Raw genomic sequence first — 23,173 nt, 5'->3', positions numbered from 1 at the left:
GGATTCTACCGAAAATAGTGGCTAGTCGCTATCCTGCTGTGTGGTATTTATGACTGACAAATCTGAGACCGGCTCCCCCATCACGCGCAACAGTTGAGGCTGTTGCTGTTCTTGGGTTCCGATACGCGGTGCAAGATGACGCGCAAGGTACACGCCAACCGCCCCCAGCCCTAGGCTGAGCGCGATGATGCCACCCTCACCGCTGCCGGCAAGCGTGGCGAACAAAAATTGCCCGAGCAGTGCCCCGGTTAGCATCATCACCAGAGGCACCATGTAGACCAATAACGCGGAGCGTAATAAGGTCGCCTCGCCCAAACCGATTTCAACTAAGGTGCCGGCCGGTAAGGGTTTTGGCGCGCGCACTTTAAGGTGTTTGACCTTACCAGGAAGCGCTTTGGACACAATACCGGTGCCACATGTGCTTTGTGATTGGCAGCTGCCGCAACTGGTTTGCTGCTGGCAGGCCAATGACAACCAACCATCTTGATAACCGGTGACTTCGGCCAATGCTTTGATCATGGTTCGACCTTCTGTTCTGACTTGCTCTGGGGCATAGCAGTAATACGGACAGACTCCGCCACCCGTTTAGCTGTTTCAGGCGGAATATCGCCGACCACCGTGATTTCTGCGTTACCACTGGTCACGCTATGCAGTGTGCGTCGACCTTGACGAACAATTTGCTGGCGAACCGAGACATCATCGGCTTTGGCAAGATACACCGAAAAACTGAACAAACCGTCACTAAACATCTGACTCTCGACCGCTCGCTTGGTCATCATTAAGCGGTGACGATTGCTATACACGGGCTCAAATCCATCAGGTAGCCCAGTCACCTTCCAATCAAGCTCAGATCGCTTCGTCGCCTGAGGTAAGGTCAGTACCGGTGGCAAGCTAAGCGCCGCCAGCTTTTGCATCGAGGCACTGATTTGCGGTGAAACCACCAGTGACAAGGCGCGATATTGCTCTAGTGGGTCGCCGTCGCGGTCAAGTAAATCCGCTCTGACAGGCAGCTTGCTGTTCTCATCTAGCCATAGTACGTACGAGTAGCGCTCACCGTCTTTTGGGGTAATGCGCACCACTTGGCAGTCCATCCCCGCTTCACGCGCATGCCCCATCGACACAAAGTCATAGTGGTTAGCCAGTACATCGATATCAGCCTGAATCAGGGTGGGCAAAGGCGCCACCATATGATCACTGGCAATGGTGAAGGGGTCGTAACCGGGCTCAAAGTAGCTGATCTCGCCACCACGACGAATCACTTCACGAGGCGGGCCACTAAGATACATGAGGTGGCCGTAGGCATGCTCGCCAAGTTGAGCATGACGAAAGCGAAGCGGCTCGAGGCTGTTTTTACCTACCAAGATGTAGGACACTTCGTAATCTAGGGTATCGCTTGCGGTATCCATTTGATGTAACAAAGCCTCGGCAGAGGGGTCGGCCGAGGCTTGCGCAGACATCAAACTGACCAGCGCAAGCGCACCGATCAGAATTTTTTTCATTGGTTATTACTGCTTGTCGACGGTGCCATAGTCTGATGATCAGACAGCCTATCCTTATTCAAGCGCAGCTGCAATTCATAGTCTTTGAGCATTGCATTGACGCGACGACGCTGCTCCATCAGTTCTGCCTCCGAGGGCGTGGCACGTAAATCATTACGGCTCAAACTCACGGGTTCAGCAGCACCGGCAAAAGGAATGGTTTCGAGTACCGGTGGTTGGGTTTGGGCACTGGCCACCGGCGCGCTCGATTCAGACTGGTTATACTGCTGCACGCCCACAATCACTGCCAACGAGACACAAGCAGCGACACTAACTTGCGTCAGCTGTTGTAGCCACCCTGGTAAGTGACGACGCGCTTTTTCCGGACGCGGTTGCGCCTCGTGCATGGGGAGCACGTTACTATCAAGGTGATCACCATGATACGCAGGTTCTGCTTCCAGCGCGGACGCTACAGAATCGGCAATGTTCCATTGCAACGAGCTAGGAGCATCACCACGCATCACATCACGAATGGTGCTAAAGTCACTCCAGTTTTGTTGCGCGCTATCGTCTCGCTCAATGTAGTGGATCACTGAGGTATCCACTAATTCGCCATCCAATAACGCTGAAATTTTTTCTCTATCCGTCATTCAAGTCACCGTCATGCAGCCAGTAAAACTCGTTACCGTTTCATCAGTGGTCGGATGCGTTTTTCAACCGCTTCACGCGCTCGGAAAATACGCGACCGCACCGTACCGACTGGACAATCCATTACCTGTGCAATTTCCTCATAGCTGAGCCCATCGAGCTCACGTAAGGTAATTGCGGTTCTTAAGTCGTCGGGCAGTGTTTCTATCGTCGAAAACACCACCTGTCTCAATTCATCTGACAACATCAAGTTTTCAGGGTTCGATATTTCTTTTAAAGAACCCCCACTTTCGTAATTTTCTGCTTCGTCGGCATCAATATCACTGCCCGGCGGTCGTCGTCCTTGCGCCACCAAATGGTTCTTCGCGGTATTCACTGCAATGCGATACAGCCAAGTATAAAACGCACTTTCGCCACGAAACCCCGGCAGTGCACGATAGGCTTTAATAAACGCCTCTTGCGCAATATCCGGAATATCACCGCTGTGTGTGCCTACATAGCGGGCGATAAGGTTGCATACCTTATTCTGATATTTGACGACTAACAGATTGAAAGCTTGCTTGTCACCATTCTGTACACGTTCTATTAGAACCTGGTCGGTTAGCTGCTCGCCCATTCGAGCGTTTACTCCTTGGTTGATCTTTCCGCCCGATTATCGAAATTCTAGGCCCGACGTTGTCAGAGCGCGGTTAAACCCGCTTGCGAGCTTTCGCACACGTTTCGATAGCCTGTTCGGCGAAAAGTTCCTCACCATGTTGGTTTTATTATGTGTTAAATCACATTACTGTGACGGACTGGCCAAAGGGAACGTCTTTGGCTGGGGGGCATTGTCGCCCGAACCGTACCATGGTTGCAAACTTTCACCCAAGCCGACTTGGATTTGATCTTACCGCGCGCGGCAGCGTCAAATTGGTGTAACATTGGGGGCGCAGAAAGAGGATTAGGGATCATGACGACCACAACCCAAGAACATCAATGTGACGTGCTAGTCATCGGCAGTGGTGCCGCTGGCTTATCACTGGCGCTTCGCTTAGCGCCGACCCACAAGGTGATTGTATTAAGTAAAGGCCCGCTCAGCGAAGGGGCAACACTTTACGCACAAGGCGGTATTGCCGCGGTGTTTGACGAGCAAGACTCGGTCGAGTCTCATGTCGAAGATACCCAAATTGCCGGCGCAGGTATCTGTGATACAAACGTGGTCGATTTTATTGCCCGCAACGCGAAAGATTGTGTGCAATGGTTAATCGATGGCGGTGTCCCTTTCGATCAAGAAGACAGCGATGATGACACCCCACGTTATCACCTCACCCGAGAGGGAGGTCATAGTCACCGACGCATTTTGCATACTGCAGACGCCACAGGCATGGCCGTGCAAAACTCTCTGCAAGACAATGTCCGTCAGCACCCAAATATCACCTTGCTCGAACGGCACAATGCGCTAGATATTATCACCCGTAAAAAAGTTGGCTTAGGTGGCGCTAACCACGTGCTTGGGGCTTACATCTGGAACCGAAACCAAGAAGTGGTTGAAACCGTGCGCACTAACTATGTGGTGCTTGCGACAGGCGGCGCATCCAAAGTGTACCAGTATACGTCCAATCCAGATGTATCATCCGGTGATGGCATCGCCATGGCATGGCGGGCAGGCTGTCGCGTCGCCAACCTGGAATTTAACCAGTTTCACCCAACTTGCCTCTATCACCCTGATGCGCGCAACTTTTTGCTCACTGAAGCGTTACGCGGTGAAGGCGCGCACCTAAAACGCCCAGATGGCTCGCGCTTTATGTCAGACTTCGACTCACGCGGCGAACTTGCCCCTCGTGATGTGGTAGCCCGCGCGATTGACTACGAGATGAAGCGCCTTGGCGCCGACTGTATGTATCTCGACATCAGCCACAAAGATCCAGAGTTTGTGATCAAACATTTTCCAACCATCTACGAAAAGCTCAAGCAATACGGCATCGATCTGACCAAAGAGCCGATCCCTATTGTCCCTGCCGCCCACTACACGTGCGGTGGCGTGATGGTGGATAAAAACGGCACCACAGACTTGCCCGGCTTATACGCGATTGGGGAGGTGAGCTACACCGGCTTGCATGGCGCCAACCGTATGGCATCTAACTCGCTACTAGAGTGCGTGGTGTATGCGTGGTCAGCCGCTGAGCACATTAAAGCACACTCAGACCATATCGAGCCGCATACGGCCCTACCGCCATGGGATGAGAGCCAGGTAATTTGTTCCGACGAAGAAGTGGTGATCCAGCATAACTGGCATGAATTGCGTCTTTTTATGTGGGATTACATGGGCATTGTCCGTTCGACCAAACGGTTAGAACGCGCGTTGCGCCGCATCGAGTTGCTTAAGCAAGAAACACACGAATACTACGCCAATTTCCGGGTCTCAAATAACCTGTTGGAATTACGTAACTTGCTACAAGTGGCGGAATTAATGGTTCGCTGCGCGATGCAACGAAAAGAAAGTCGTGGGCTGCACTACACCATTGATTACCCAGAGCCTAACGAGCAATCCGGCCCCACCATATTAACGCCGGATCAGCCCTGTTAGCGGGTTTTGATTACTCCCACGGCCCTGAATGAAAAAGGCCAGCCCCATAAGGCTGGCCTTTTTACTGGATATCGTCGCGCTTATTCGCTTTTAAACTCGCTCACCGCACGCTCAAGGTGCGCCGCTTCTTCAGCCACCTTGTGTGCCGCTTCGCGGTTTTGGTTCGCTCGTTCCGTGCTGTTTTGCGCGATATCTTGAATGTTGTGCACGTTTTGATTGACTTCCTTCGCCACCGAGCTCTGCTGCTCTATTGCGGTAGCAATGTGGGTGCTCATATCCATGATATTTTGCATATCTTCCATGATTTGCGACAGCTCTTGCGAAGCCGCTTCTACCTTACCCACGGATGTTTCACCATCTTCTCGGCTTTGTTCCATGCGTTCGGACACCGACTGGGTTTGCTCTTGCAACGAGGTAATAATGCCAGAAATTTCATCGGTCGATTCGCGAGTACGGGTCGCCAGCTGGCGCACCTCATCAGCGACCACCGCAAAACCACGCCCTTGCTCGCCGGCGCGCGCCGCTTCAATCGCCGCGTTAAGCGCCAGTAAGTTGGTTTGCTCGGAGATATCTTTAATCACGTCCAGCACCGAGCCAATGGTCTCAGACAGCTTACTCAGCTCAAGCACCTCATTACTGGTGTTACTGAGGGTTTCTGCCAATGTCATGATCATCGCTTTGGTGTCATCGACCACCTTTTGCCCGTTCTCCGCACGGCTTAAGCTGGTGCGCGCATTATCTGCTGCTTGATCCGTGTTGCCAGCGATATCACGAATGGTGCTTTCCATTTCATTCATCGCGGTCGCCGCATGAGTAGTTTCATCTAATTGGGTGGCCATGGCAGCGCCTGTTTCCTCAGTACGAGATTCCACCTGCTCTGCACTTTGATTCAACGCTTGCACCGCACGGCTGACGTCGACCACCATTTGTTGCACACTCGCGAGCATTTGGTTGACGTCTTTGGCCATCAATGAAATTTCATCGCGCCCATTTTCGTCAGCTCTCAAGGTCAGGTCGCGCTGCTGCGTGATGGCAGCCATTTGCTGGCTAAATCGATAAATACGTTGTTGAATACCACGGTTCATCCACAAGGAAACCGCTGTCATCACCAATGCCAGGATCACTACCACCGAGCCGGTAAACGTCACTGTCTGGCGTAAAGCTTGGTCAATGGCCTGCTTATATTCTTGGCTTAGCGCATCAAACATCTCTTCCACTTGATGGGTTTTGCCACGAATTTCCCCGAGCAGCCCTTTGTCCGCCGCTAAACCCAGTGTCTTTTTCTGGGCAACAATTTTGTCCACTTGCGCTTGATGCGCTTGAAACAAAGCCAGCAAGTCACCACGAAGGTAATCTTCAAGCTCTTGCATTTGGCTTTGATATTCGTCGATGTAGTCAAGGTTGCTACTTTGTACAAACAGTTTGGCGTCTGCGGCTAACAGTCGGGCGCTACTCTCAAGCACAATGTCATTTTGGGTCGCCGCCACCATTTTCTTGCTCGCGTTTTGCATCTGCCCGCGAATGCCTTGATCAGGAGTTAAACCCAGCGTTTGGTAACCCTTACCCAGATCGCGAAACCCATTGGCATACGCTGTCATTGCTCGCTGCACGTTATCAATAGTCGCGGTCTCTAACCCCAGAGAGGTACTGCGGGCGCGGAAGTCACTCAGCAGCTGATTGAACGCATCAACGTTGTTATCAAAACGGGAGAGGTATTTGGGGTCCATGCGCGCGAGAAAGTCTTTCTCATTGCGACGTAGGTTAAGCAGTATGACTTCAAGATCAGAGACCGTCGTTAACTGCGTGTGCATTTTTTGTAGCCGCGTTTCTGCTTTCCATGCAACAGCGGCAACCGCAAGCAGCGCCAGCACCGACATCAAGGTGAGCGACAAGAGTTTTTGTTTAATATTCATAGCGACCCTACAGCATTATCTGAGCGAAAGAGTTTTTACCCCGTGTCCTTTGAATATCGGTGATAACGTCAAAAAGTAAAGCGACGCCACTGGTTTGTCACAAATATGTCACACAATATCCTAACCTTACCGACAACAGTGACGATAAATAAGACGAAAATGGTAATCTGGTATGCCCCAACGCCAGATATAGAGGGACTGGGCATCGGGTTGGGTGGTGAGTACGAGTAACCAAGGTGTGGCATAAAGGCAGGCCAGCTGTCGACACTGGCCATCGGACAATACGGCCCAACCCTCGGAGGAAAAACGAAACACGCCTTTATAAGTGGCAAGGTGCCAATAAAAACAGCGTAATTCTCGCGTTACCCCAATGACGAGCACAGCGCGCGCACTCAGAGGAAGGTAAACATGTGCCATCATCAGCCATGCTACCGCCAGTCCGAGTAAAAACAGCCCGACAGCGACATAACGCGGACAATGTAGGTGGCTATGTACGTAACTTGCTTCGGTTATAAGCAACGACCTTATCGACGACCAACTTCATCTTGGGGTCATCAGGTTTACCATGCCCCATCAACCAGGCAAACAGATCCGGGTCAGCACTTTCTAAAAATGCGACAAAATCTTGTTTTTCTTGTTGATTGAGTGTGTCGTAACAGGCTTCAAAATAAGGCATTACCAACACATCTAGCTCCAACATGCCGCGGCGACATGCCCAACGAACCCGCGCTTTATCCTCGGTGTTAACCATTGCTTACCTCTATCAATGATGTCAGTGGTTGCATACTATCAATGCCGCCATCAGGCGACTACTTTTGCAGAAAAACAAACAGCGAATCTGAGAGCTCTCTAGCGTTAATCGGCAATAGACGGCAATAGCCCTACAATACAAGGGCTGACAAGCTTTATGCTGCGGATTAGTATACGGGGCAGAGTCTATGTTTTCTCAACCAAGAGCGTGAGTGATATGAGCGAATGGTATCAAAGCGTGGCCTTTCAGCCCGCGGACACACAGCCGAGTGACCAACAACCTGAACTTGCGATTGTCGCCCTGGATAACTGGGCGCTCACCAAAGTAAGTGGCGACGATACAAAAAGCTACTTGCAAGGTCAGCTTACTTGCGACATTGCAAGCCTTGGTGAGGACGAATCAACCCTTGCCGCTCATTGCGACCCCAAAGGCAAGGTCTGGTCGGTACTGCGCTTTTTCCACTTCCAAGACGGGCTGGCCATGGTGCAACCGGCTTCCATTGAAGCCACTCAGCTGCAAGAAGTAAAAAAATACGCCATCTTTTCAAAGATTGCATTTGAAAAAGCCGATGTCGTGTTGCTCGGTATTGTTGGCGCACAGGCAGACAAGTGGGTGGCTGAGCACTTTGGTTCTGAAGGTAACGTTCGCCAAGGACAATCAGGCACCGCGGTGTGCATTGCGCCAAATCGCTGGTTACTCGCCGTGGATACTGACACCGCCTCTGAGCTTGTCAATCAAGGCCAAGCAACATTGCTGACCCATGAATACTGGGACAAATGCGACATTGATGCCGCCTTACCGCGTATTGAGCAGGCCACCAGCGGCGAGTTCATCCCTCAATCGTTAAACTTGCAAGCGCTGAATGCCATTAGCTTTACCAAAGGCTGCTACACCGGCCAAGAAACCGTCGCGCGAGCCAAGTACCGAGGCATCAATAAGCGTGCTATGTACAAACTCAGCGGTCACGCCGACCATACACCGGCCGCAGGGGATAAAATTGAGCGTGCAGTAGGCGACAATTGGCGTTCTGGGGGGACAGTAATCGCCGGCTACCGAGAAGCAAATGGCCGTGCCACGGTATTGGCTGTACTGCCAAACAACTTGGACGACGACACCGCTTTCCGCCTCGCCGAGTCGCCATCATACGCTTGGCAACGCGACCCGTTACCTTATTCACTTGAGGATGATGATTAAGCCGTGAACGCGGGTTCCAATTGGCAAACACCGGTGACGGCCACGCTAGACAGTGCCCATATCGGCTACCAGGTCTTGTGGCAGTCACTGGCAACCCAGTCGATAGAAGACACCGCTGCACAGCGCGGCATTTGTGCGTCGCACATGCTCAAAACCATGGTGTTACGGGATATGGGCGGGCGTTATGCGGTGGCCTGCGTACCAGGCGACCAACAAGTGAGCCCACCCAAAGTCCGCCAATTGCTGGGATGTCGGCGAATGACGCTCGCCACAGAGCAACAAGTGCTAAGCATCACCGGCTTTGTGCGGGGCGCAGTGGCGCCAGTGGGGTTATCGCCTGAGCTTGCCATTGTGTTTGACGAGCGAATTTGGCGTTATGACACCGTCACCATTAGCAGTGGCAATCCTCACGCTGGTCTGTGGGTGAAGGTGAGTGAGCTCATCGCGCTTTGCCAGCCACGACGCGGCGATATATGCCGCGCTCAAGACGGCTAGATTCAGGAGTGACGCAACGGATGGCGCAAAAACACTGGCGTAAATATGACCTTAATTTGTTAGTGACGTTTGTCACCTTGATGGAAACCCGCAGTGTGACTCGCGCAGCAGAGCGCTTGTCCCTCGGTCAATCAGCGATGAGCCATAGCTTGTCACGATTACGTGCGATGCTTGACGACCCCTTGTTTGAACGACGTGGACACCAGATGGTACCCACTGAACGAGCACTGGATATCGCCCCGAAGATAGATGCCTTGCTTGATAGCCTCGCCACGGATGTACTCACTCCGCCTACCTTTGAGCCTAGCCATTTTGATGGCCAAATCCGTCTGGGACTCACCGACTATGCAGAACTTATCTTCGCGCCTGCGTTATTCGATACCCTCAACCAACAGCTTCCCTTAGCACAACTGAGCTTGCGCCCCGTTGACCGTCGTCAGTGCTTAGATGCGATTAAAAATGATGATGTCGATGCGGTGATCGGGGTGATCCCGGACAACAGCGATATTCTCGACAGCCAGGTATTGTATCGCGAGCAACACGTGTGTCTGTTTGACCCTCAAAGTACAGGACTGGATGCGCCCATCAGCTTAGCTGATTTTGTTGCCACGCCGCACGCTTTGGTAAGCACACACGGCCAGCTCTCTAGCCCAATAGATGCACGCTTAGAAGCGCTAGGCTACCATCGACAAGTGGTGATGGGATCGCAGCGCTTTTTAACCGTGAGGCAGTTACTAAAAGGGCGACAACTCTTATGTACCGTGCCAGAGCTTATGGCGCGGCTTGATACCTTCAACGATGCTGATCACCTGGTATTCAGCCCGCCTCCCATAGAGGTACCCGGCTTTGATATTGGCCTAGCATGGCGACACCAAGCGAGCGGTCACCCCAAAATGCAGTGGCTCATCGCCCAAATTACCACCATTGTCGACAAGCGCGTGGCTTCCCTAAAAACGTCATCACCCCTGTGTCACTGGCAAAAGGAAACCTAATGAACATCGTCTCTCTATCGACCCTTAATCCCGGTTACGTGGCGCAACAGGTCAGTGAAACGTTCACGCATAGTGAGGGGGCCGACACCGGTGAAGTCATCAGACAATTGGTGGATAAGCTGCTCGGTGAAACGCCCTGTGAAGACTGTCATGGTTGGGGGCTAATTGACGGTGAGCGGTTAGTGGGCGCTGTCTTTTTCTCACGGTTCACCTACCCGCATACGGACAAGGTTGCGCTGCTCTCTCCAATGGCTATCCATCCTGATTATCAGCGCCAAGGACATGGAAAAGCATTAATTCGCGCAGGACTTCAACAGCTGCGCGCATTGGGTTACCAGGCGGTGGTGACCTACGGGGATCCTGCTTTCTACACTCAGCTTGGGTTTCACACTGCCAATCCTAGCGAAATCGTGCCACCACATCGATTAAGCTACCCACACGGCTGGCTGGCGCAATCGCTGATTGATAGCGACTTGCCGGCGCTGGGAGCCAAGCCGTGCTGCGTAGCGGCCTTTAACCAAGCGGATTTGTGGTAGGCTGAAATGAATGTTTTTTAGGCAGTGTCATCACAACGACATAAACCCACTTCACAATCGGTGCCGTTTTCACACCCATATAGGGTGACAACTATTCACACCAGTAAGAAGAGGTTATGCGCGTTTTTAATCGCTACTCACCCAAGCTTGTCGCTAAACATGTCACACGATTATTCTCGGGTCGCGTCTATATTGCAGGAAGAGGCCGGTTTGATTTTGATAATGGTTGGTTAAAAGCGCCAGAGCACGCCACCATCAGCCACTACAAAACCGTGGAAGAGGTGAATCGCTTTATTCGAGATGTTTATCAAGAGGCCATTGGTGAGCCTGAAGATCGCCGGTCGTTGCCCGCCTCTCGCTAATCAAAGACGCCACAACGAACAAGGATCCGCCAGGCGGATCCTTTCTGATTATGCGCCTAGCACTGCACATTTTTCGGCTTAAAGCCGCAGCTTTAATCGGCGTCTTGGTCACCTAGCGTTTCTTCATAGCTTTGCGCGTCAAGCAAACTGTCAATCTCTGACTCATCCGTTGCTTGGATCTGGAACAGCCAACCGTCACCATAAGGGTCACTGTTAACCAGCTCAGGTGCGCTGTCCAACTCTTCATTGACCGCCACGACCTGACCAGATATTGGCGCATAGATATCCGAAGCCGCTTTAACTGACTCCGCGACAGCACAATCATCACCCGCATCAAAGGTGTCGTCCTCGTCGGGTAAATCAATAAACACCATGTCCCCCAAAAGCGCCTGGGCATGATCGGAAATACCAATGGTGTATAGGCCTTCCCCTTCAGGGCGCACCCATTCGTGTGTGGCGGTAAATTTTAATTCAGATGGGATATCACTCATAATTTTGTTCCTTGTTACACCCAATGACAACTCACACCGTCAATCGGTACATTCAACATCTCACTCACAACCCGAACGCATGCCTACTCGGCAATGGTCTTTGTGGTATTTAGCATATTCTCTGTTTTTCGCCAATTTCAGCCATCACGCAATCATGAAAAAGTTGCCGTGCGCGTGGCAGGCTTTGCCAGCTCAGGCAGGTCTCCCTCCACCCCTAACGCGCGCGCCATGAAAGGCTGTTTCGCACCAGGCAAATGGTTGACCGCACGCATGCCCAGGCCCCGAATTAGCTTTTTCACGGGGTTATCGCCTGCAAACAAACTGCGGAATCCTTGCATGGCAGCGATCATTTGTGCGGCCTCTGCTTTGCGCCAGCGCTCGTAATGACGCAGCCCCGCGTAGTGACCGATGTCTTTCCCTTTGGCGGAGAGCGCCGCCAATGTCTGCGCCAACGCAGCGGCATCCAACATCCCTAGGTTCACCCCTTGTCCTGCCAATGGGTGAATGGTATGCGCAGCATCACCGACCAGTGCAAGGCGCTCTGCCGCAAAGTTCTGCGCATAGCGCATGGTAAGCGGGTAGCTGGCGCGCGGTCCTAGCACCTCACACAACCCCAGCTTGGCATCAAACGCGGCGGTTAATGCACGATTAAATAGCTCGGCGTCGATCGCGACATAATCACGTGCTTGCTCAGGTGGAATAGACCAAACAATCGAACATAAATGCGAGTCTGAAAGCGGTAAGAAAGCAAGTGGGCCATCCGGCGTAAATACTTGCCGTGCCACCCCTTGGTGTGGTTCAGCCGTACGCACCGTCGCCACCACCGCATGGTGACCATAGTCGCGTTGCACAAGGGGAAGCTGAGCGTGTTCACGCACCCAAGAGCGGGCACCATCCGCCCCCACCACCAGCTTAGCGGTGACGCCACCGCCCGAGGCCAGCTGCAACCAGGTTTCACTCTCACCTTGTAACATGGATTGACATTGCTCCGGCATCAGCACGGTCACATTGTCCTGCTTTTGCACTTTCTCGAGCAAAGCCAACTGAATCACACGATTTTCAACGATATGACCAAGGTTCTGCTGCCCAAACGCTTGTGCATCAAAGTGAATATCAGCAAAACTGTCTTTCTCCCACACCCGCATTTGCTGGTAGCTGGCGGCGCGGCGAGACACAATGCTGGACCATACATCAAGGTTACGAAGTATGCTTTCACTGGCGCGACTCAGTGCTGATACCCGGTTTTCAGGAACATCACTGAAGGTCGTATCGGGCGCTTTGCCTTCTATCACCAACACCCTTAAATCGGTATCGGCTAGCGAGGCGGCTAGTGTCAGGCCTACCATACCGCCGCCGACAATCGCCACATCGACATTGATCATTTTCATCTCGGTTCTACCCATCCTATCGTGCGTTGCACTAGCGGTTGTTTCACACAGTCAAATGCTGACATCAGCCCCAAACCGGCATTACGCACGCCAGCGAGGGACGGACTGTCATTGGAAAAGAGGTGAACCAACCCTGATGTCAATGCCACAGTGGCATCTCGGTCTGGTGTTCGTTGTTTGGCATAAGTCATCAATGTTGGCATCGCACCGATATCATCACCACGCGCTGCCGCCTCCGTCAGCGTGTGCGCTAACGTCATGACATCTCGTAAACCAAGGTTAAAGCCTTGTCCGGCAATCGGGTGCAAGCTTTGCGCAGCATTCCCAACCACGGCCACTCGATGACTCACCGGGCGAACCACTTGGTTGAGCACCAAAGGGTATGCGTGGCGCTCTCCAACATGCAGCAATTTGCCCAAACGCCAGCCAAACACCTGCTGCAGCCGATGCACAAACGCATCATCACTCACTTGCATAAGCTCATCTGCTTGCTCGGCTGTCATACACCACACCAACGAGCAACGCCCTTGCGACATAGGAAGAAGGGCGACGGGGCCGGTTTGGGTGAAACGCTCGAACGCGTGACCTTGATGGGGAAGAGCTGTCGACACATTGGCAATCACTGCCACCTGGCCAAAATCGTGTTGCTGACGCGGAATATTGAGCTGCTGGCAACATGACGAGCGCCCACCATCAGCGGCAATCAGCACGGATGCCGTCAAAGATTGTCCCTGCTTTAATCGCACCGTTACCGCCTCGACGCAACGCTCAATGGCAATCACGGCATCAGGGCAATACACATCGATAGCCTGGCGGTTTTGCAGCTTTTGGTGTAACACTGCACCGGCATCGGCCAGTTCAATCACCTGGCCAAGATACGGAACGCCTTGCGACTGAGCATCGATACGGGTTTGACCTGCGTGGCCGCTATCTGACACATGAATATGCTGAATCGGCGTACCAAAGGGGGCCAGTGACTCCCAAAGCCCCAGTTTTGAAAACGCCGCGCAGCTGCCTTGTGCCAACGCAATACTGCGCGCATCATATCCTGGGTGCTCGCCATGGTCTGGCACCATGGCCTCAATCACGGCAATACGCAGTGTACCCCCGCTTAATGTGTCTATGGCTAAGGCGGCAGTCGCCCCTGCCATCGCGCCACCCGCGATCACTATGTCGTAGGATTTCATCCCCGTTATCCCTCACCCTGAGTCACGCTATGCCCTAGACGAAAAGCGTTGATTGAGATTAATGCAATGTTTTGGGTGTGTCGTCGCTGTCCGGACGCGCACCGAGCTCAGCATGCACAACCATGCTGCACACACGTACATGCTCGACAACTTGCTCCAGTAATTCAGCTTGCTCTTGCATGTCGCCATCTTCATCGACGCCCAGCTGAGCCACATCTTTGAGATCGCCCAACGCTTCTGTCACGTCCTTAGATAAGGTGCGGCCTTTGGTTCCGATCAGTCCCACCCCAACTAAAAACGCATTAATCCACTCCACCAACGCTTCGGCTCGAGCCACGACACCTGACTGTTCGTCATCAGGCACATAAATGTCCAAATCCAGATCGCTGCCAGTTAGCTGTGCTTTCAGTTGATGATAACTTTGCATCGCAAGCGTCTTCGACTCCATTGGCCACCCCATGCCTTGGTGGGTATAGTCATACAGAATGGTCAGCCAACTGCCATCTTCCAGCTCTAAACCGCCACTGAGCATGCCGGCAATCAAGCCATGCATCTCTGCTGGGGTCACGGCCAAACTGTCCGCGCTCAGTGTGTCTGCTGTTGTCGCATAAGCGGGTAAACGGGTATCAGTCACGATCTTGCCCTTGGTCATACGTTAAAAATGAAAGGGCATAGTTTAGCATTTCACACCAGCAGGCTGAATCACTGCGATAAAAAACCAACATTGATATCAAAAAGCAAAGAGCAGCAGCGACCTCAAGCATGCCAATTGGAGCATTTAGTGTATCGGCGCAAACCCGTCCATCACGATGATAAAGATCAACCACATCAGCAAGAAGCAAGATAAGGCGCGAGCTAATTCACATTTATGCTCAAAGGGTTTGTTCGTGCCATCCAGCCATACTAGCGGGGCTGAGGCCACCATATTTGATTAAAATCCCGGCACCAATACGGTGGATGATCTTCGATGTAGTGTATTGGCAGAAATAATTGCTAGAATAGCGCCATCACTGTGTACTGGGCCCTCGAACTGTCGGGCCGCATGAGGAGCCAGCTTGGGACTATGAGCACACAACCGGTTGAAATTAAAATTCTAGATCGTCTTGTTCGCGTCAATTGTCCGCCAGGGCAAGAGCAAGCGCTTAAAGATGCAGCAAGCGAGTTCGATCAACGGTTGCATCGGCTGGCTGAGCGCACTAAAGTAACCAATACAGAGCAGCTAATTGCCATTGCCGCTCTCAATGTTTGTCATGAATTAAATGATGCCAAACAGTCATTAGAGACACTGCAAGATCAGGTAACGCAACGGACCGCCCTGATGACATCACAACTCGATAAAGCAATGGCAGCGCAAGGATCGCAAGAATAACCCAATTCCCTGGGGTGTTTGTCAGCGGATCTACGTCCCTGAGCCGATAAGCAAAACTAAGGGTGCGTTGTTATAAGCTACTGAGCAAGCTCGGCATGCACCGAGAAGCCTACGGTTTATACTACCCACCCGCCTTGAACCAGCGGGTTCAAGGGCCATCGATCCCAACGGCACCCCGGGGTCCTCTTCACTATCCTTTGGCTAGCATCAAGGACAGTTATGCAGCCTAGACAACACATACGACACGCCATCCGTGACGCACGTCGTCAGCTCTCTCCTGAGCAACAAACGTTCGCCGCAGAGGCGGTCACCAAACGATTTATCGCACTGGCTGATGTTGAACAAGCTACAAACGTTGCTCTGTACCTCTCTTTCGATGGCGAGCTAGATACAACGCCTGTCATTGAGGCGTGCTGGAGGGCGAACAAAAATGTCTACTTGCCCGTCATTCATCCCTTTAGCCGTGGTCACTTACTGTTTCTCCACTACACCCCGACCACCCCAATGCGGATTAATGGTTATGGGATTGCTGAGCCCCAGCTCGATATTCGCACCTTGATACCGAGTAGAAAACTCGACGTGATTGCCACGCCTTTGGTGGCGTTTGACGCAAAAGGACAACGCCTTGGCATGGGAGGAGGCTACTACGATCGTACACTCGGGTTATGTGCATCGGATGCGGTCGCGGTTGGGCTCGCGCATGATTGCCAGCAATGGCCCGCGTTACCGACCGAGCAATGGGATGTGCCTTTACCCCATATATTGACCCCCAGCCAACATTGGCAATGGCCAATACGTATTTCGCGACCTAGCCCCTGACGCCACCTGCCGGCTTCGCTATAATCACGCCCAATCCCTTTGATTCAGGAGTTATCATGACCCAAGACGAAAAGAAGAAAGCCACCGGCGAAGCCGCGGTTGAATATGTCAAACCTGGCAGCATTATTGGTGTGGGAACGGGGTCAACCGTAAACTACTTCATTGATGCCCTTGCCCCGATTAAAGAGCAAATCAAAGGCGCGGTGTCTAGCTCAGAAGCCTCGACCGAGCGACTAAAAGCCTTGGGGATTGAGGTACTCGACGCCAATGAAGTGGCAAGTTTAGATATCTATGTTGATGGCGCAGATGAGATCAATGCGCGCAATCATATGATTAAAGGCGGCGGCGCTGCTCTAACGCGTGAAAAAATCGTCGCGGCCATCGCCAAAAAGTTCGTGTGTATTATCGACGATACCAAGCATGTGGATGTACTCGGTGAGTTTCCACTTCCCGTTGAAGTGATCCCCATGGCACGCTCCTATGTCGCACGTGAATTACTCAAACTAGGTGGCGACCCGTGTTACCGTCAAGGTGTGATCACGGACAATGGCAACGTGATCCTCGACGTACACAATATGAAAATCCAAGATCCAAAAGGGTTAGAAGACGCCATCAATGCCATTCCTGGCGTGGTGACGGTTGGCCTGTTTGCTAACCGTGGCGCAGATATCGTCCTTACAGGGACAGATTCCGGTGTGAAAAAAGTGGCAAACTGAGTGCATAACACAGCAAATCAAATGCTTACGCCTCACCGGTAATATCAAAAAAAGCCAAACGTTTGCGCTCAATGTAATCAATAAGTTAAAAGCACCTTTTTTAAGGTGCTTTTTTTATGGCCTAGAACGGATAATTCTTACCCCACATGTGAATTTTTGTTATCTTGGTCACTGTTCTGATACCGGCACATCGCATGCCCTGCGGTCTTTTGACGTAAAAGATCAACCTAATGACCAGGTCAATCAACCGCCACTCCCCTTCGCCATCCACGCGAGGGAATAAGGTACGATGCGCCCCGGCACTCAGGCGCAACATTGCTACCATTATTGTTTCTAAGGAAGAGAACAGCCCGCATGTCACACTATTCACTGGACAAGAATAAAATCAAAATATTATTACTCGAAGGCGTCCACCCGACTGCTGTTGAAGCGTTCAAGCAGGCCGGCTACACCAACATCGAGTATCACAAAGGCTCACTCACGGGTGAGGATCTTGAAGAGGCCATTCAAGACGCACACTTTGTTGGGCTGCGGTCTCGCACCCAGTTAACGGAATCTGTCTTTGCAAAAGCGAAGAAGCTGGTCGCGGTTGGCTGCTTTTGTATCGGCACCAACCAAGTCGATCTTGATGCAGCGGCTAAGCGCGGGATCCCCGTCTTTAACGCACCTTTCTCCAACACCCGCAGTGTCGCAGAGCTGGTTTTGGGCGAGATCCTGCTGCTCCTACGCGGGATCCCCGAAAAGAACGCCAAAGCACATCGCGGTGAATGGCAAAAATCTGCCGACCGCTCTTTTGAAGCGCGTGGTAAGGTACTCGGTATTATTGGCTATGGCCATATCGGCACCCAGCTGAGTATCTTGGCGGAAAACTTAGGGATGCGTGTGTATTATTATGATGTTGATAATAAACTCTCTTTGGGCAACGCCATTCAAGTTAACTCGCTCACAGAGCTGCTGAATCGCAGTGATATTGTCTCGCTCCATGTCCCAGAGACACCAAGCACGCAGAATATGATTGATGCCGAGGCCTTTGCCCGCATGAAGCCGGGGGCGATCTTTATTAATGCCTCACGCGGCACGGTGGTCGACATCGATGCCCTCTGTGGCGCGCTAGAAAGCAAGCATTTGGCTGGGGCGGCAATCGATGTTTTCCCGGTTGAACCAAAAACCAACAAAGACGCATTCAGCTCTCCGCTACAAGCGTTTGATAATGCATTACTCACACCGCATATTGGTGGGTCAACCCAAGAAGCGCAGGAAAACATTGGCCTAGAGGTTGCTGGGAAATTGATTAAATACTCCGACAACGGTTCGACCTTGTCATGCGTCAACTTCCCTGAAGTGTCATTGCCAGAGCATCAAGGCCGCTCGCGCTTGCTGCATATACACGCTAACCGTCCGGGAGTGCTGACCAAAATCAACACCACTTTTGCCGACGAAGACGTCAACATCGCCGCACAGTACTTACAAACATCATCGCAAATTGGTTATGTGGTGATTGATGTTGAAGACAGTGATCATGCCTACAAGGCACTGAAAAAGCTCAAAGCCATCGAAGGCACTATCCGCGCGCGGATCCTGCACTGATTTGTGCCAGAAATAAAAAAGCCCCTGCTGGGGCTTTTTTATTGTTCGCTTTTTGTCACTGACAACGCTTATTGCTCATCGCGCAGAAAGACGAGCTCATTGCCTTTCGAATCAGCTTCACTGAAGTAATAGCCTGCCACATCAAACGCTTTAATGTCCGCCACTGAGCTCGCGCGCTGATCAATCAGATAACGCGCCATCATCCCGCGTGCTTTTTTGGCATAAAAGCTAATCACCTTGTACTGACCATTCTTATAATCTTTAAACACCGGGGTGATGATGTCGCCGTTAAGCACCTTCTTGTTGACCGCTTTAAAGTACTCATTCGAGGCAAGGTTAACCAACAGCCGGCTACCTTGCGCTGCCAAATCTTCATTCAGTACCTCTGTGATGATATCTCCCCAGAACTGATAGAGGTTATCACCGCGTGGCGTCGACAACTTGGTGCCCATCTCTAAGCGGTAAGGCTGCATCAGGTCGAGCGGGCGTAACAGCCCATACAAGCCAGATAACATACGAAAATGGTCTTGTGCCCAATCGAAGTCTTGCTCAGACATCGAATTCGCATCTAACCCTGTGTACACATCACCTTTAAAGGCGAGCGCGGCGGGTCGTGCATTGTCCGGGGTAAAGGTTGGCGACCATTCAGAAAAACGGACAGCGTTTAAACTGGCAATTTTATCACTGACTTTCATGAGCGAGGCAATGTCTGCCGGCGTCAGCTGGCGGCAAACCTTAATCAACGCCTCTGAGTGTTCAGTAAGCTGAGGTTGGGTATAACGGTCTGTCGGCAATGGCGTTTCGTAATCCAAGGTTTTTGCAGGAGAAACCACTATCAGCATGTTGCTCGCCCTTTTGTTATTTATCTTTTGCTAAGCCTATCATTCCCGCATAAAAAAACCACCGCTGACCGCCCGCCAGGCTGGCTTATTTTCCCGCCTTTAACGTTTAGGGAGCGGCCACGCCTTATCGTCCAGTTGGCTGTGTAGCTCTGGGAAACGGCGGCTATCAAACACAGGTACTCGACCCAATGAACGCTGGGTGTGATAATCCTGAGCGAGACGCTTGACGATGCCCGATAACAAGAAGATCGCAATCATGTTTACCAGCGCCATCATCCCCATTGAGGCATCAGCGAGTGTCCACACCAGCGGCAGCTCTGCCAACGCACCAAACATAACCATCCCTAAAACCACCGCGCGAAAGTACGGCAACGCTGGACGACATCGGTGATCAATAAACAATAAATTGGTTTCTGCGTACGAATAATTGGCAATAATGGAGGTAAAGGCGAAAAAGAAAATCGCAACTGCGACAAACTGTTCGCCCCAATCACCCACTTGAGCACTTAAGGCCCTTTGGGTTAACTCTACCCCTGTGATTTCGCCACCGGGAATATACTCCCCAGACAAAAGAATGATCGCAACCGTTGCCGTACAAATCACCAGAGTATCGACAAACACCCCGAGCATTTGCACATAACCTTGGGAAACGGGGTGAGGTGGATAAGGCGTCGCCGAGGCGGCGGCATTGGGCGCTGATCCCATGCCTGCTTCGTTCGAGAATAATCCGCGTTTAATCCCCTGAATCATGCCTTGTGCCAGGGTGTAACCCAACGCTCCTGATGCCGCTTCGTGGAGACCGAATGCACTCTTTACCACCAGCATCAATACCGCAGGTACTTGCTCAAGATGCGTGACGACCACATACAAGGATAACGACAAATACAGTAGTGCCATCACGGGGACAATCACTTCGGCCGTGCGCGCAATTTGGCGTAGCCCACCGTAAATGATCAATCCACTGACCAGCACTAAGCCTGCGCCGACATAGGCAGGCGGCCAGGCAAAGGCCACTTGTGCCGCTTGTGAAATGGAATTTGCTTGCACCGAATTAAACACCAAGCCGAATGCTAAGATCAGCAATACCGAGAAAAGCACGCCCATCCAACGCATACCTAACCCATGCTCCATGTAATAGGCTGGGCCTCCGCGAAAATAGCCGTCGGGATCCCGCACTTTGTAAACTTGTGCCAGCGTGCTCTCAGCAAAGGCCGTCGCCATGCCGAGGAATGCCATTAGCCACATCCAAAAGATCGCCCCCGGCCCCCCTAGCGACAGAGCCACCGCCACACCAGCCATATTTCCCGTCCCCACGCGAGCGGCAAGCCCGGTGCACAAGGCTTGGAAAGACGAAATACTGCTCCCCTCACGACGGCGACTATGACGCATGACCGAAAACATATGAGAGAAGTGACGAAACTGGATCCCTCCTAGTTTCAAGGTAAAAAAGATCCCACCACCGATGAGCACATAAATGAGTACCGAGCCCCAAATCAGATCATTAATAAAAGTGAGTAGGCTCAATGGACTGTCCCTCGTCGTAGTTAAGTAAGGATAATGAGCAATGCGGCGCAATCTTCGCGTGAACCTCTTCCTAGGTCAATTCAAACTCATCACGGCTGGGGCAACCGTCACTCATTTTAAAAATCAGTGATTGTGGTCTCATAAAAACTTCATCGGACTGCCACAAATGAGAAATACTTCAATTTTACGTTAGGGGTAGCTGTGGTATTTAAAAACTGACCGCAAGGTGAAAAGAGGTGACTATGGAAAACATTGCCTTTAACGATCTGTTCGAGCAAGACAAGCCACAACGCAACGGACGCGCGAAACCAGTCAAACGTAAATGGAGAGAAATTGAAGCGCTAAAAGACAAACAGCGGCTAAAAAAAGAATTGGAAGAAATCGATATTTTTGGTGATTTCTCTCAACTGGACCTCGATTAACTCACCCTCAACATAGGATTGCTAAAAGGTGCTCACCGAGCACCTTTTTTTCATCACACTTTGGGATTGCCACGAGTCACAAGCAACCTCAGGAGAAAGCAACCAAGCGACATAATCGATTGCGCACGACAATCAGACCTCAACGACTTTGCCTACTCCGCCTCGAGATAAGGCTGCCAATCAATAGCCGTCCTCCCCTGCGCCTGAAGCAGCGCATTGGTTTGTGAAAAGTGCTGACAACCAAAAAAGCCACGATGCGCAGATAGCGGTGATGGGTGAGGCGCGGTGAGTACATGATGGCGCTGACGGTCAATCGCTTTGCCTTTTTTCTGGGCATGAGCGCCCCATAACAAGAACACCACGCCTTGGCACTGCTGATTCACCGCCTCAATGACACGATCCGTGAAGGTTTCCCAGCCCAATTTGGCGTGAGAGTGTGCCTTTCCTTGCTCCACGGTCAGCACAGTATTGAGCAACAACACCCCTTGCTCTGCCCAGCTTTTTAAATAACCGTGAGAAGGCGGCGTAAAGCCCTCAATATCCGTTGCAAGCTCTTTATAAATATTGACCAGTGACGGTGGTGTCTTCACACCTGGTCGCACGGAAAAGCACAGCCCGTGCGCTTGATTCGGCCCGTGATACGGGTCTTGGCCCAGAATCACCACCTTTACATCGCCCAGCTCAGTGTAGCGAAAGGCGTTAAACACATCTTCCTTCGGCGGAAAAACCGTCACGCCGTTAGCACGCGCTTGTTCAACATAGGCCAAGGTTTCTCGAAAGTAAGCTTGTTGTTTCTCATCAGCCAGCACTTGCTGCCACGTTTGCGCCTGAGTCATGGTTGCTCCTTTTCATCACACTGGCGCTATTCTAACGAGGCAGCGAGGCAAAATCAGTGTGTGGCGCGATCTTTTGTTCGCTCGGTGTGTGAATGATAGTGGCGCTGACAGCGACCTTGTACTGCGCGGTTGGGGGTCGGCAAGCTAGCACGCGTCATGGTTGGCTTGATCATGGGGCATTCCTCATCATTGCAGATTCACTTTTCTCTATGAAATATTGATGCCAACTTTAAATATCAATAAAAATCAAAACTTTATGAAAAACCCGTATCAGGTTGTGCCAAAAGGTGAACACACGTGGTGCAAACTTGCCTCATTAACGCGCACACATTATTTTCCACCGCCAAAACTTTCACTTGTAATTTTATTACTACACTATTCACTTCAGTGCTGGGCGAATACTCGCGTTGACGGAGGGCGCGTGCTACAGTAGGCGCATTAGATAGATAAAGATTGATATAAGATAAATATCATAACGTTAAGATCACAAAAAATTTGATTCAGGTCAATAAAACCCTACCTAATACAGGGTATATATAGGCACTCAAAATGATGAAATCTTACATCATAGAAGTCACTATCATAAAAGGGGATAGGCCATGATCACTGGTATTCAAGTAACCTCAGCGGCCAATGATGAACTTGTTAATTCTATTTGGCTGATCGATAAAGACACCGATCAAGCACGTTGTGTCTGTGCCAAGCAAGGCTTTGAAGCGGATCAGGAAGTTGCCCTATCTTCTTTGGGTGAATTCGATTACCGCGAAGTGAATATCGAAACACAAGCCATCAACGAAGGCGGCCAGCATCTTAATGTTAACGTACTAAAGCGTGAGACACTGGAAGACGCGGCTAAACACCCAGAGAAATACCCACAGCTGACCATTCGCGTCTCTGGCTATGCGGTACGCTTTAACTCACTGACCCCTGAGCAGCAACGCGACGTGATCACCCGTACCTTTACTAGCTCTCTATAGCGCTTCAACCAACGCTAACCAAGCTGTGTATCAAATCAAACAGCCCGCAATCGCGGGCTGTTTTTGTATTCATAGCGATG

At 51.5% G+C, this 23,173-nt stretch carries 26 protein-coding genes and 1 other RNA gene; 13 read left to right on the top strand and 14 right to left on the bottom strand.

Going from position 1 to position 23,173, the window contains the following annotated elements; genetic code table 11:
- Nucleotides 1-21 precede the first annotated feature (21 nt).
- The 4 genes from BZG74_RS02850 to rpoE are packed head-to-tail and all read right to left on the bottom strand — an operon-like array spanning nt 22 to nt 2,742.
- Nucleotides 22-519, bottom strand: coding sequence for a SoxR reducing system RseC family protein (locus BZG74_RS02850; protein ID WP_077771253.1), 498 nt, complete (start codon nt 517-519; stop codon nt 22-24).
- On the bottom strand, nt 516-1,499 hold the full coding sequence (gene rseB / locus BZG74_RS02845) for a sigma-E factor regulatory protein RseB (RefSeq protein ID WP_077771252.1): 984 nt from the start codon (nt 1,497-1,499) through the stop codon (nt 516-518). Before rseB ends, BZG74_RS02850 begins: the two co-directional genes overlap by 4 nt.
- Complete coding sequence (locus tag BZG74_RS02840) at nt 1,496-2,128, bottom strand: RseA family anti-sigma factor (protein ID WP_077771251.1); 633 nt, start codon at nt 2,126-2,128, stop codon at nt 1,496-1,498. Before BZG74_RS02840 ends, rseB begins: the two co-directional genes overlap by 4 nt.
- 32 nt (nt 2,129-2,160) lie before the next feature.
- Complete coding sequence (gene rpoE / locus BZG74_RS02835) at nt 2,161-2,742, bottom strand: RNA polymerase sigma factor RpoE (protein WP_046074081.1); 582 nt, start codon at nt 2,740-2,742, stop codon at nt 2,161-2,163.
- 333 nt (nt 2,743-3,075) lie between these two features.
- On the opposite strand from rpoE, the gene nadB reads away from it, so the two are divergent.
- Nucleotides 3,076-4,692 (top strand): L-aspartate oxidase, encoded by a 1,617-nt coding sequence (gene nadB, locus BZG74_RS02830; protein WP_077771250.1) that lies wholly within the window; start codon nt 3,076-3,078, stop codon nt 4,690-4,692.
- Nucleotides 4,693-4,772: 80 nt separating this feature from the next.
- On the opposite strand, the gene BZG74_RS02825 is transcribed toward nadB, so the two are convergent.
- The 3 genes from BZG74_RS02825 to BZG74_RS02820 all read right to left on the bottom strand — a co-directional run bounded on the left by BZG74_RS02825 (nt 4,773) and on the right by BZG74_RS02820 (nt 7,356).
- Nucleotides 4,773-6,605 (bottom strand): methyl-accepting chemotaxis protein, encoded by a 1,833-nt coding sequence (locus BZG74_RS02825; RefSeq protein WP_077771249.1) that lies wholly within the window; start codon nt 6,603-6,605, stop codon nt 4,773-4,775.
- A gap of 126 nt (nt 6,606-6,731) precedes the next feature.
- Nucleotides 6,732-7,025: a hypothetical protein gene (locus BZG74_RS15565; protein WP_162273998.1), complete on the bottom strand. Its 294-nt coding sequence runs from the start codon at nt 7,023-7,025 to the stop codon at nt 6,732-6,734.
- Between the two features lie 67 nt (nt 7,026-7,092).
- Nucleotides 7,093-7,356 (bottom strand): FAD assembly factor SdhE, encoded by a 264-nt coding sequence (locus BZG74_RS02820; RefSeq protein ID WP_077771248.1) that lies wholly within the window; start codon nt 7,354-7,356, stop codon nt 7,093-7,095.
- A gap of 216 nt (nt 7,357-7,572) precedes the next feature.
- On the opposite strand from BZG74_RS02820, the gene ygfZ reads away from it, so the two are divergent.
- The 5 genes from ygfZ to BZG74_RS02795 all read left to right on the top strand — a co-directional run bounded on the left by ygfZ (nt 7,573) and on the right by BZG74_RS02795 (nt 10,935).
- Nucleotides 7,573-8,550, top strand: coding sequence for a tRNA-modifying protein YgfZ (gene ygfZ, locus BZG74_RS02815; protein WP_077771247.1), 978 nt, complete (start codon nt 7,573-7,575; stop codon nt 8,548-8,550).
- A 3-nt stretch (nt 8,551-8,553) separates the two neighbouring features.
- Complete coding sequence (locus BZG74_RS02810; RefSeq protein ID WP_077771246.1) at nt 8,554-9,045, top strand: aminoacyl-tRNA deacylase; 492 nt, start codon at nt 8,554-8,556, stop codon at nt 9,043-9,045.
- 20 nt (nt 9,046-9,065) lie between these two features.
- Nucleotides 9,066-10,037: a LysR family transcriptional regulator gene (locus tag BZG74_RS02805; protein ID WP_077771245.1), complete on the top strand. Its 972-nt coding sequence runs from the start codon at nt 9,066-9,068 to the stop codon at nt 10,035-10,037.
- Nucleotides 10,037-10,573, top strand: a complete 537-nt coding sequence (locus BZG74_RS02800) for a GNAT family N-acetyltransferase (RefSeq protein ID WP_158020625.1) — start codon at nt 10,037-10,039, stop codon at nt 10,571-10,573. The genes BZG74_RS02805 and BZG74_RS02800 overlap by 1 nt, the downstream gene beginning before the upstream one ends.
- Nucleotides 10,574-10,689: 116 nt before the next feature.
- Nucleotides 10,690-10,935: a DUF1107 domain-containing protein gene (locus tag BZG74_RS02795; protein ID WP_077771243.1), complete on the top strand. Its 246-nt coding sequence runs from the start codon at nt 10,690-10,692 to the stop codon at nt 10,933-10,935.
- Between the two features lie 92 nt (nt 10,936-11,027).
- On the opposite strand, the gene gcvH is transcribed toward BZG74_RS02795, so the two are convergent.
- The 4 genes from gcvH to BZG74_RS02775 all read right to left on the bottom strand — a co-directional run bounded on the left by gcvH (nt 11,028) and on the right by BZG74_RS02775 (nt 14,635).
- A complete protein-coding gene (gene gcvH, locus BZG74_RS02790; RefSeq protein ID WP_316243041.1) occupies nt 11,028-11,417 on the bottom strand; it encodes a glycine cleavage system protein GcvH in 390 nt (129 codons plus the stop codon).
- Nucleotides 11,418-11,578: 161 nt separating this feature from the next.
- A complete protein-coding gene (locus BZG74_RS02785) occupies nt 11,579-12,814 on the bottom strand; it encodes an FAD-dependent 2-octaprenylphenol hydroxylase (RefSeq protein ID WP_077771241.1) in 1,236 nt (411 codons plus the stop codon).
- Nucleotides 12,811-14,001: a 2-octaprenyl-6-methoxyphenyl hydroxylase gene (gene ubiH / locus BZG74_RS02780; protein WP_077771240.1), complete on the bottom strand. Its 1,191-nt coding sequence runs from the start codon at nt 13,999-14,001 to the stop codon at nt 12,811-12,813. The genes BZG74_RS02785 and ubiH overlap by 4 nt, the downstream gene beginning before the upstream one ends.
- A 58-nt stretch (nt 14,002-14,059) precedes the next feature.
- On the bottom strand, nt 14,060-14,635 hold the full coding sequence (locus BZG74_RS02775) for a UPF0149 family protein (RefSeq protein WP_235605698.1): 576 nt from the start codon (nt 14,633-14,635) through the stop codon (nt 14,060-14,062).
- A 429-nt stretch (nt 14,636-15,064) separates the two neighbouring features.
- On the opposite strand from BZG74_RS02775, the gene zapA reads away from it, so the two are divergent.
- The 5 genes from zapA to serA all read left to right on the top strand — a co-directional run bounded on the left by zapA (nt 15,065) and on the right by serA (nt 18,492).
- A complete protein-coding gene (gene zapA / locus BZG74_RS02770) occupies nt 15,065-15,370 on the top strand; it encodes a cell division protein ZapA (RefSeq protein ID WP_077771238.1) in 306 nt (101 codons plus the stop codon).
- Between the two features lie 3 nt (nt 15,371-15,373).
- A non-coding RNA gene (ssrS, locus tag BZG74_RS02765) (6S RNA) lies at nt 15,374-15,556 on the top strand.
- A gap of 33 nt (nt 15,557-15,589) precedes the next feature.
- Nucleotides 15,590-16,189, top strand: a complete 600-nt coding sequence (locus BZG74_RS02760; RefSeq protein ID WP_077771237.1) for a 5-formyltetrahydrofolate cyclo-ligase — start codon at nt 15,590-15,592, stop codon at nt 16,187-16,189.
- A 56-nt stretch (nt 16,190-16,245) separates the two neighbouring features.
- A complete protein-coding gene (rpiA, locus tag BZG74_RS02755; RefSeq protein ID WP_077771236.1) occupies nt 16,246-16,905 on the top strand; it encodes a ribose-5-phosphate isomerase RpiA in 660 nt (219 codons plus the stop codon).
- A gap of 354 nt (nt 16,906-17,259) precedes the next feature.
- The gene (serA, locus tag BZG74_RS02745) at nt 17,260-18,492 is read left to right on the top strand and encodes a phosphoglycerate dehydrogenase (protein ID WP_077771234.1); all 1,233 of its coding nucleotides are present in this window, start codon (nt 17,260-17,262) and stop codon (nt 18,490-18,492) included.
- Nucleotides 18,493-18,560: 68 nt separating this feature from the next.
- On the opposite strand, the gene yaaA is transcribed toward serA, so the two are convergent.
- A complete protein-coding gene (yaaA, locus tag BZG74_RS02740) occupies nt 18,561-19,334 on the bottom strand; it encodes a peroxide stress protein YaaA (protein ID WP_077771233.1) in 774 nt (257 codons plus the stop codon).
- Between the two features lie 99 nt (nt 19,335-19,433).
- The gene (locus BZG74_RS02735; RefSeq protein ID WP_077771232.1) at nt 19,434-20,858 is read right to left on the bottom strand and encodes an alanine/glycine:cation symporter family protein; all 1,425 of its coding nucleotides are present in this window, start codon (nt 20,856-20,858) and stop codon (nt 19,434-19,436) included.
- 242 nt (nt 20,859-21,100) lie between these two features.
- On the opposite strand from BZG74_RS02735, the gene BZG74_RS02730 reads away from it, so the two are divergent.
- The gene (locus tag BZG74_RS02730; protein ID WP_046074061.1) at nt 21,101-21,280 is read left to right on the top strand and encodes a DUF3545 family protein; all 180 of its coding nucleotides are present in this window, start codon (nt 21,101-21,103) and stop codon (nt 21,278-21,280) included.
- A 152-nt stretch (nt 21,281-21,432) separates the two neighbouring features.
- Here BZG74_RS02730 and ung read toward each other — a convergent pair whose 3' ends face one another.
- Nucleotides 21,433-22,116 (bottom strand): uracil-DNA glycosylase, encoded by a 684-nt coding sequence (gene ung, locus BZG74_RS02725; RefSeq protein WP_077771231.1) that lies wholly within the window; start codon nt 22,114-22,116, stop codon nt 21,433-21,435.
- 599 nt (nt 22,117-22,715) lie between these two features.
- Here ung and grcA point away from each other — a divergent pair.
- Entirely contained in the window at nt 22,716-23,093 is a 378-nt protein-coding gene (gene grcA / locus BZG74_RS02720) for an autonomous glycyl radical cofactor GrcA (RefSeq protein ID WP_077667334.1), read from the top strand.
- The last annotated feature ends 80 nt before the right edge of the window (nt 23,094-23,173 follow it).

This window comes from Salinivibrio sharmensis (assembly GCF_001995985.1).
Taxonomy (GTDB): Bacteria; Pseudomonadota; Gammaproteobacteria; order Enterobacterales; family Vibrionaceae; genus Salinivibrio; species Salinivibrio sharmensis.
The sequence above is the reverse complement of the archived record's forward strand: the minus strand, read 5'-3'. Positions and strand labels throughout refer to the sequence as shown.

What these genes read in the sequence shown, in the direction of transcription:
- BZG74_RS02800 (WP_158020625.1), top strand. Translation starts at nt 10,037, where the DNA reads ATGAACATCGTCTCTCTATCGACCCTTAATCCCGGTTACGTGGCGCAA.
- rpoE (WP_046074081.1), bottom strand. Translation starts at nt 2,742, where the DNA reads ATGGGCGAGCAGCTAACCGACCAGGTTCTAATAGAACGTGTACAGAAT.
- serA (WP_077771234.1), top strand. Translation starts at nt 17,260, where the DNA reads ATGTCACACTATTCACTGGACAAGAATAAAATCAAAATATTATTACTC.
- BZG74_RS02850 (WP_077771253.1), bottom strand. Translation starts at nt 519, where the DNA reads ATGATCAAAGCATTGGCCGAAGTCACCGGTTATCAAGATGGTTGGTTG.
- ung (WP_077771231.1), bottom strand. Translation starts at nt 22,116, where the DNA reads ATGACTCAGGCGCAAACGTGGCAGCAAGTGCTGGCTGATGAGAAACAA.
- BZG74_RS02840 (WP_077771251.1), bottom strand. Translation starts at nt 2,128, where the DNA reads ATGACGGATAGAGAAAAAATTTCAGCGTTATTGGATGGCGAATTAGTG.
- grcA (WP_077667334.1), top strand. Translation starts at nt 22,716, where the DNA reads ATGATCACTGGTATTCAAGTAACCTCAGCGGCCAATGATGAACTTGTT.
- BZG74_RS02825 (WP_077771249.1), bottom strand. Translation starts at nt 6,605, where the DNA reads ATGAATATTAAACAAAAACTCTTGTCGCTCACCTTGATGTCGGTGCTG.
- BZG74_RS02760 (WP_077771237.1), top strand. Translation starts at nt 15,590, where the DNA reads ATGCAGCCTAGACAACACATACGACACGCCATCCGTGACGCACGTCGT.
- zapA (WP_077771238.1), top strand. Translation starts at nt 15,065, where the DNA reads ATGAGCACACAACCGGTTGAAATTAAAATTCTAGATCGTCTTGTTCGC.
- BZG74_RS02805 (WP_077771245.1), top strand. Translation starts at nt 9,066, where the DNA reads ATGGCGCAAAAACACTGGCGTAAATATGACCTTAATTTGTTAGTGACG.
- yaaA (WP_077771233.1), bottom strand. Translation starts at nt 19,334, where the DNA reads ATGCTGATAGTGGTTTCTCCTGCAAAAACCTTGGATTACGAAACGCCA.
- BZG74_RS02730 (WP_046074061.1), top strand. Translation starts at nt 21,101, where the DNA reads ATGGAAAACATTGCCTTTAACGATCTGTTCGAGCAAGACAAGCCACAA.
- BZG74_RS02795 (WP_077771243.1), top strand. Translation starts at nt 10,690, where the DNA reads ATGCGCGTTTTTAATCGCTACTCACCCAAGCTTGTCGCTAAACATGTC.
- nadB (WP_077771250.1), top strand. Translation starts at nt 3,076, where the DNA reads ATGACGACCACAACCCAAGAACATCAATGTGACGTGCTAGTCATCGGC.
- BZG74_RS02785 (WP_077771241.1), bottom strand. Translation starts at nt 12,814, where the DNA reads ATGAAAATGATCAATGTCGATGTGGCGATTGTCGGCGGCGGTATGGTA.
- rpiA (WP_077771236.1), top strand. Translation starts at nt 16,246, where the DNA reads ATGACCCAAGACGAAAAGAAGAAAGCCACCGGCGAAGCCGCGGTTGAA.
- ygfZ (WP_077771247.1), top strand. Translation starts at nt 7,573, where the DNA reads ATGAGCGAATGGTATCAAAGCGTGGCCTTTCAGCCCGCGGACACACAG.
- ubiH (WP_077771240.1), bottom strand. Translation starts at nt 14,001, where the DNA reads ATGAAATCCTACGACATAGTGATCGCGGGTGGCGCGATGGCAGGGGCG.
- BZG74_RS02820 (WP_077771248.1), bottom strand. Translation starts at nt 7,356, where the DNA reads ATGGTTAACACCGAGGATAAAGCGCGGGTTCGTTGGGCATGTCGCCGC.
- rseB (WP_077771252.1), bottom strand. Translation starts at nt 1,499, where the DNA reads ATGAAAAAAATTCTGATCGGTGCGCTTGCGCTGGTCAGTTTGATGTCT.
- BZG74_RS15565 (WP_162273998.1), bottom strand. Translation starts at nt 7,025, where the DNA reads ATGATGGCACATGTTTACCTTCCTCTGAGTGCGCGCGCTGTGCTCGTC.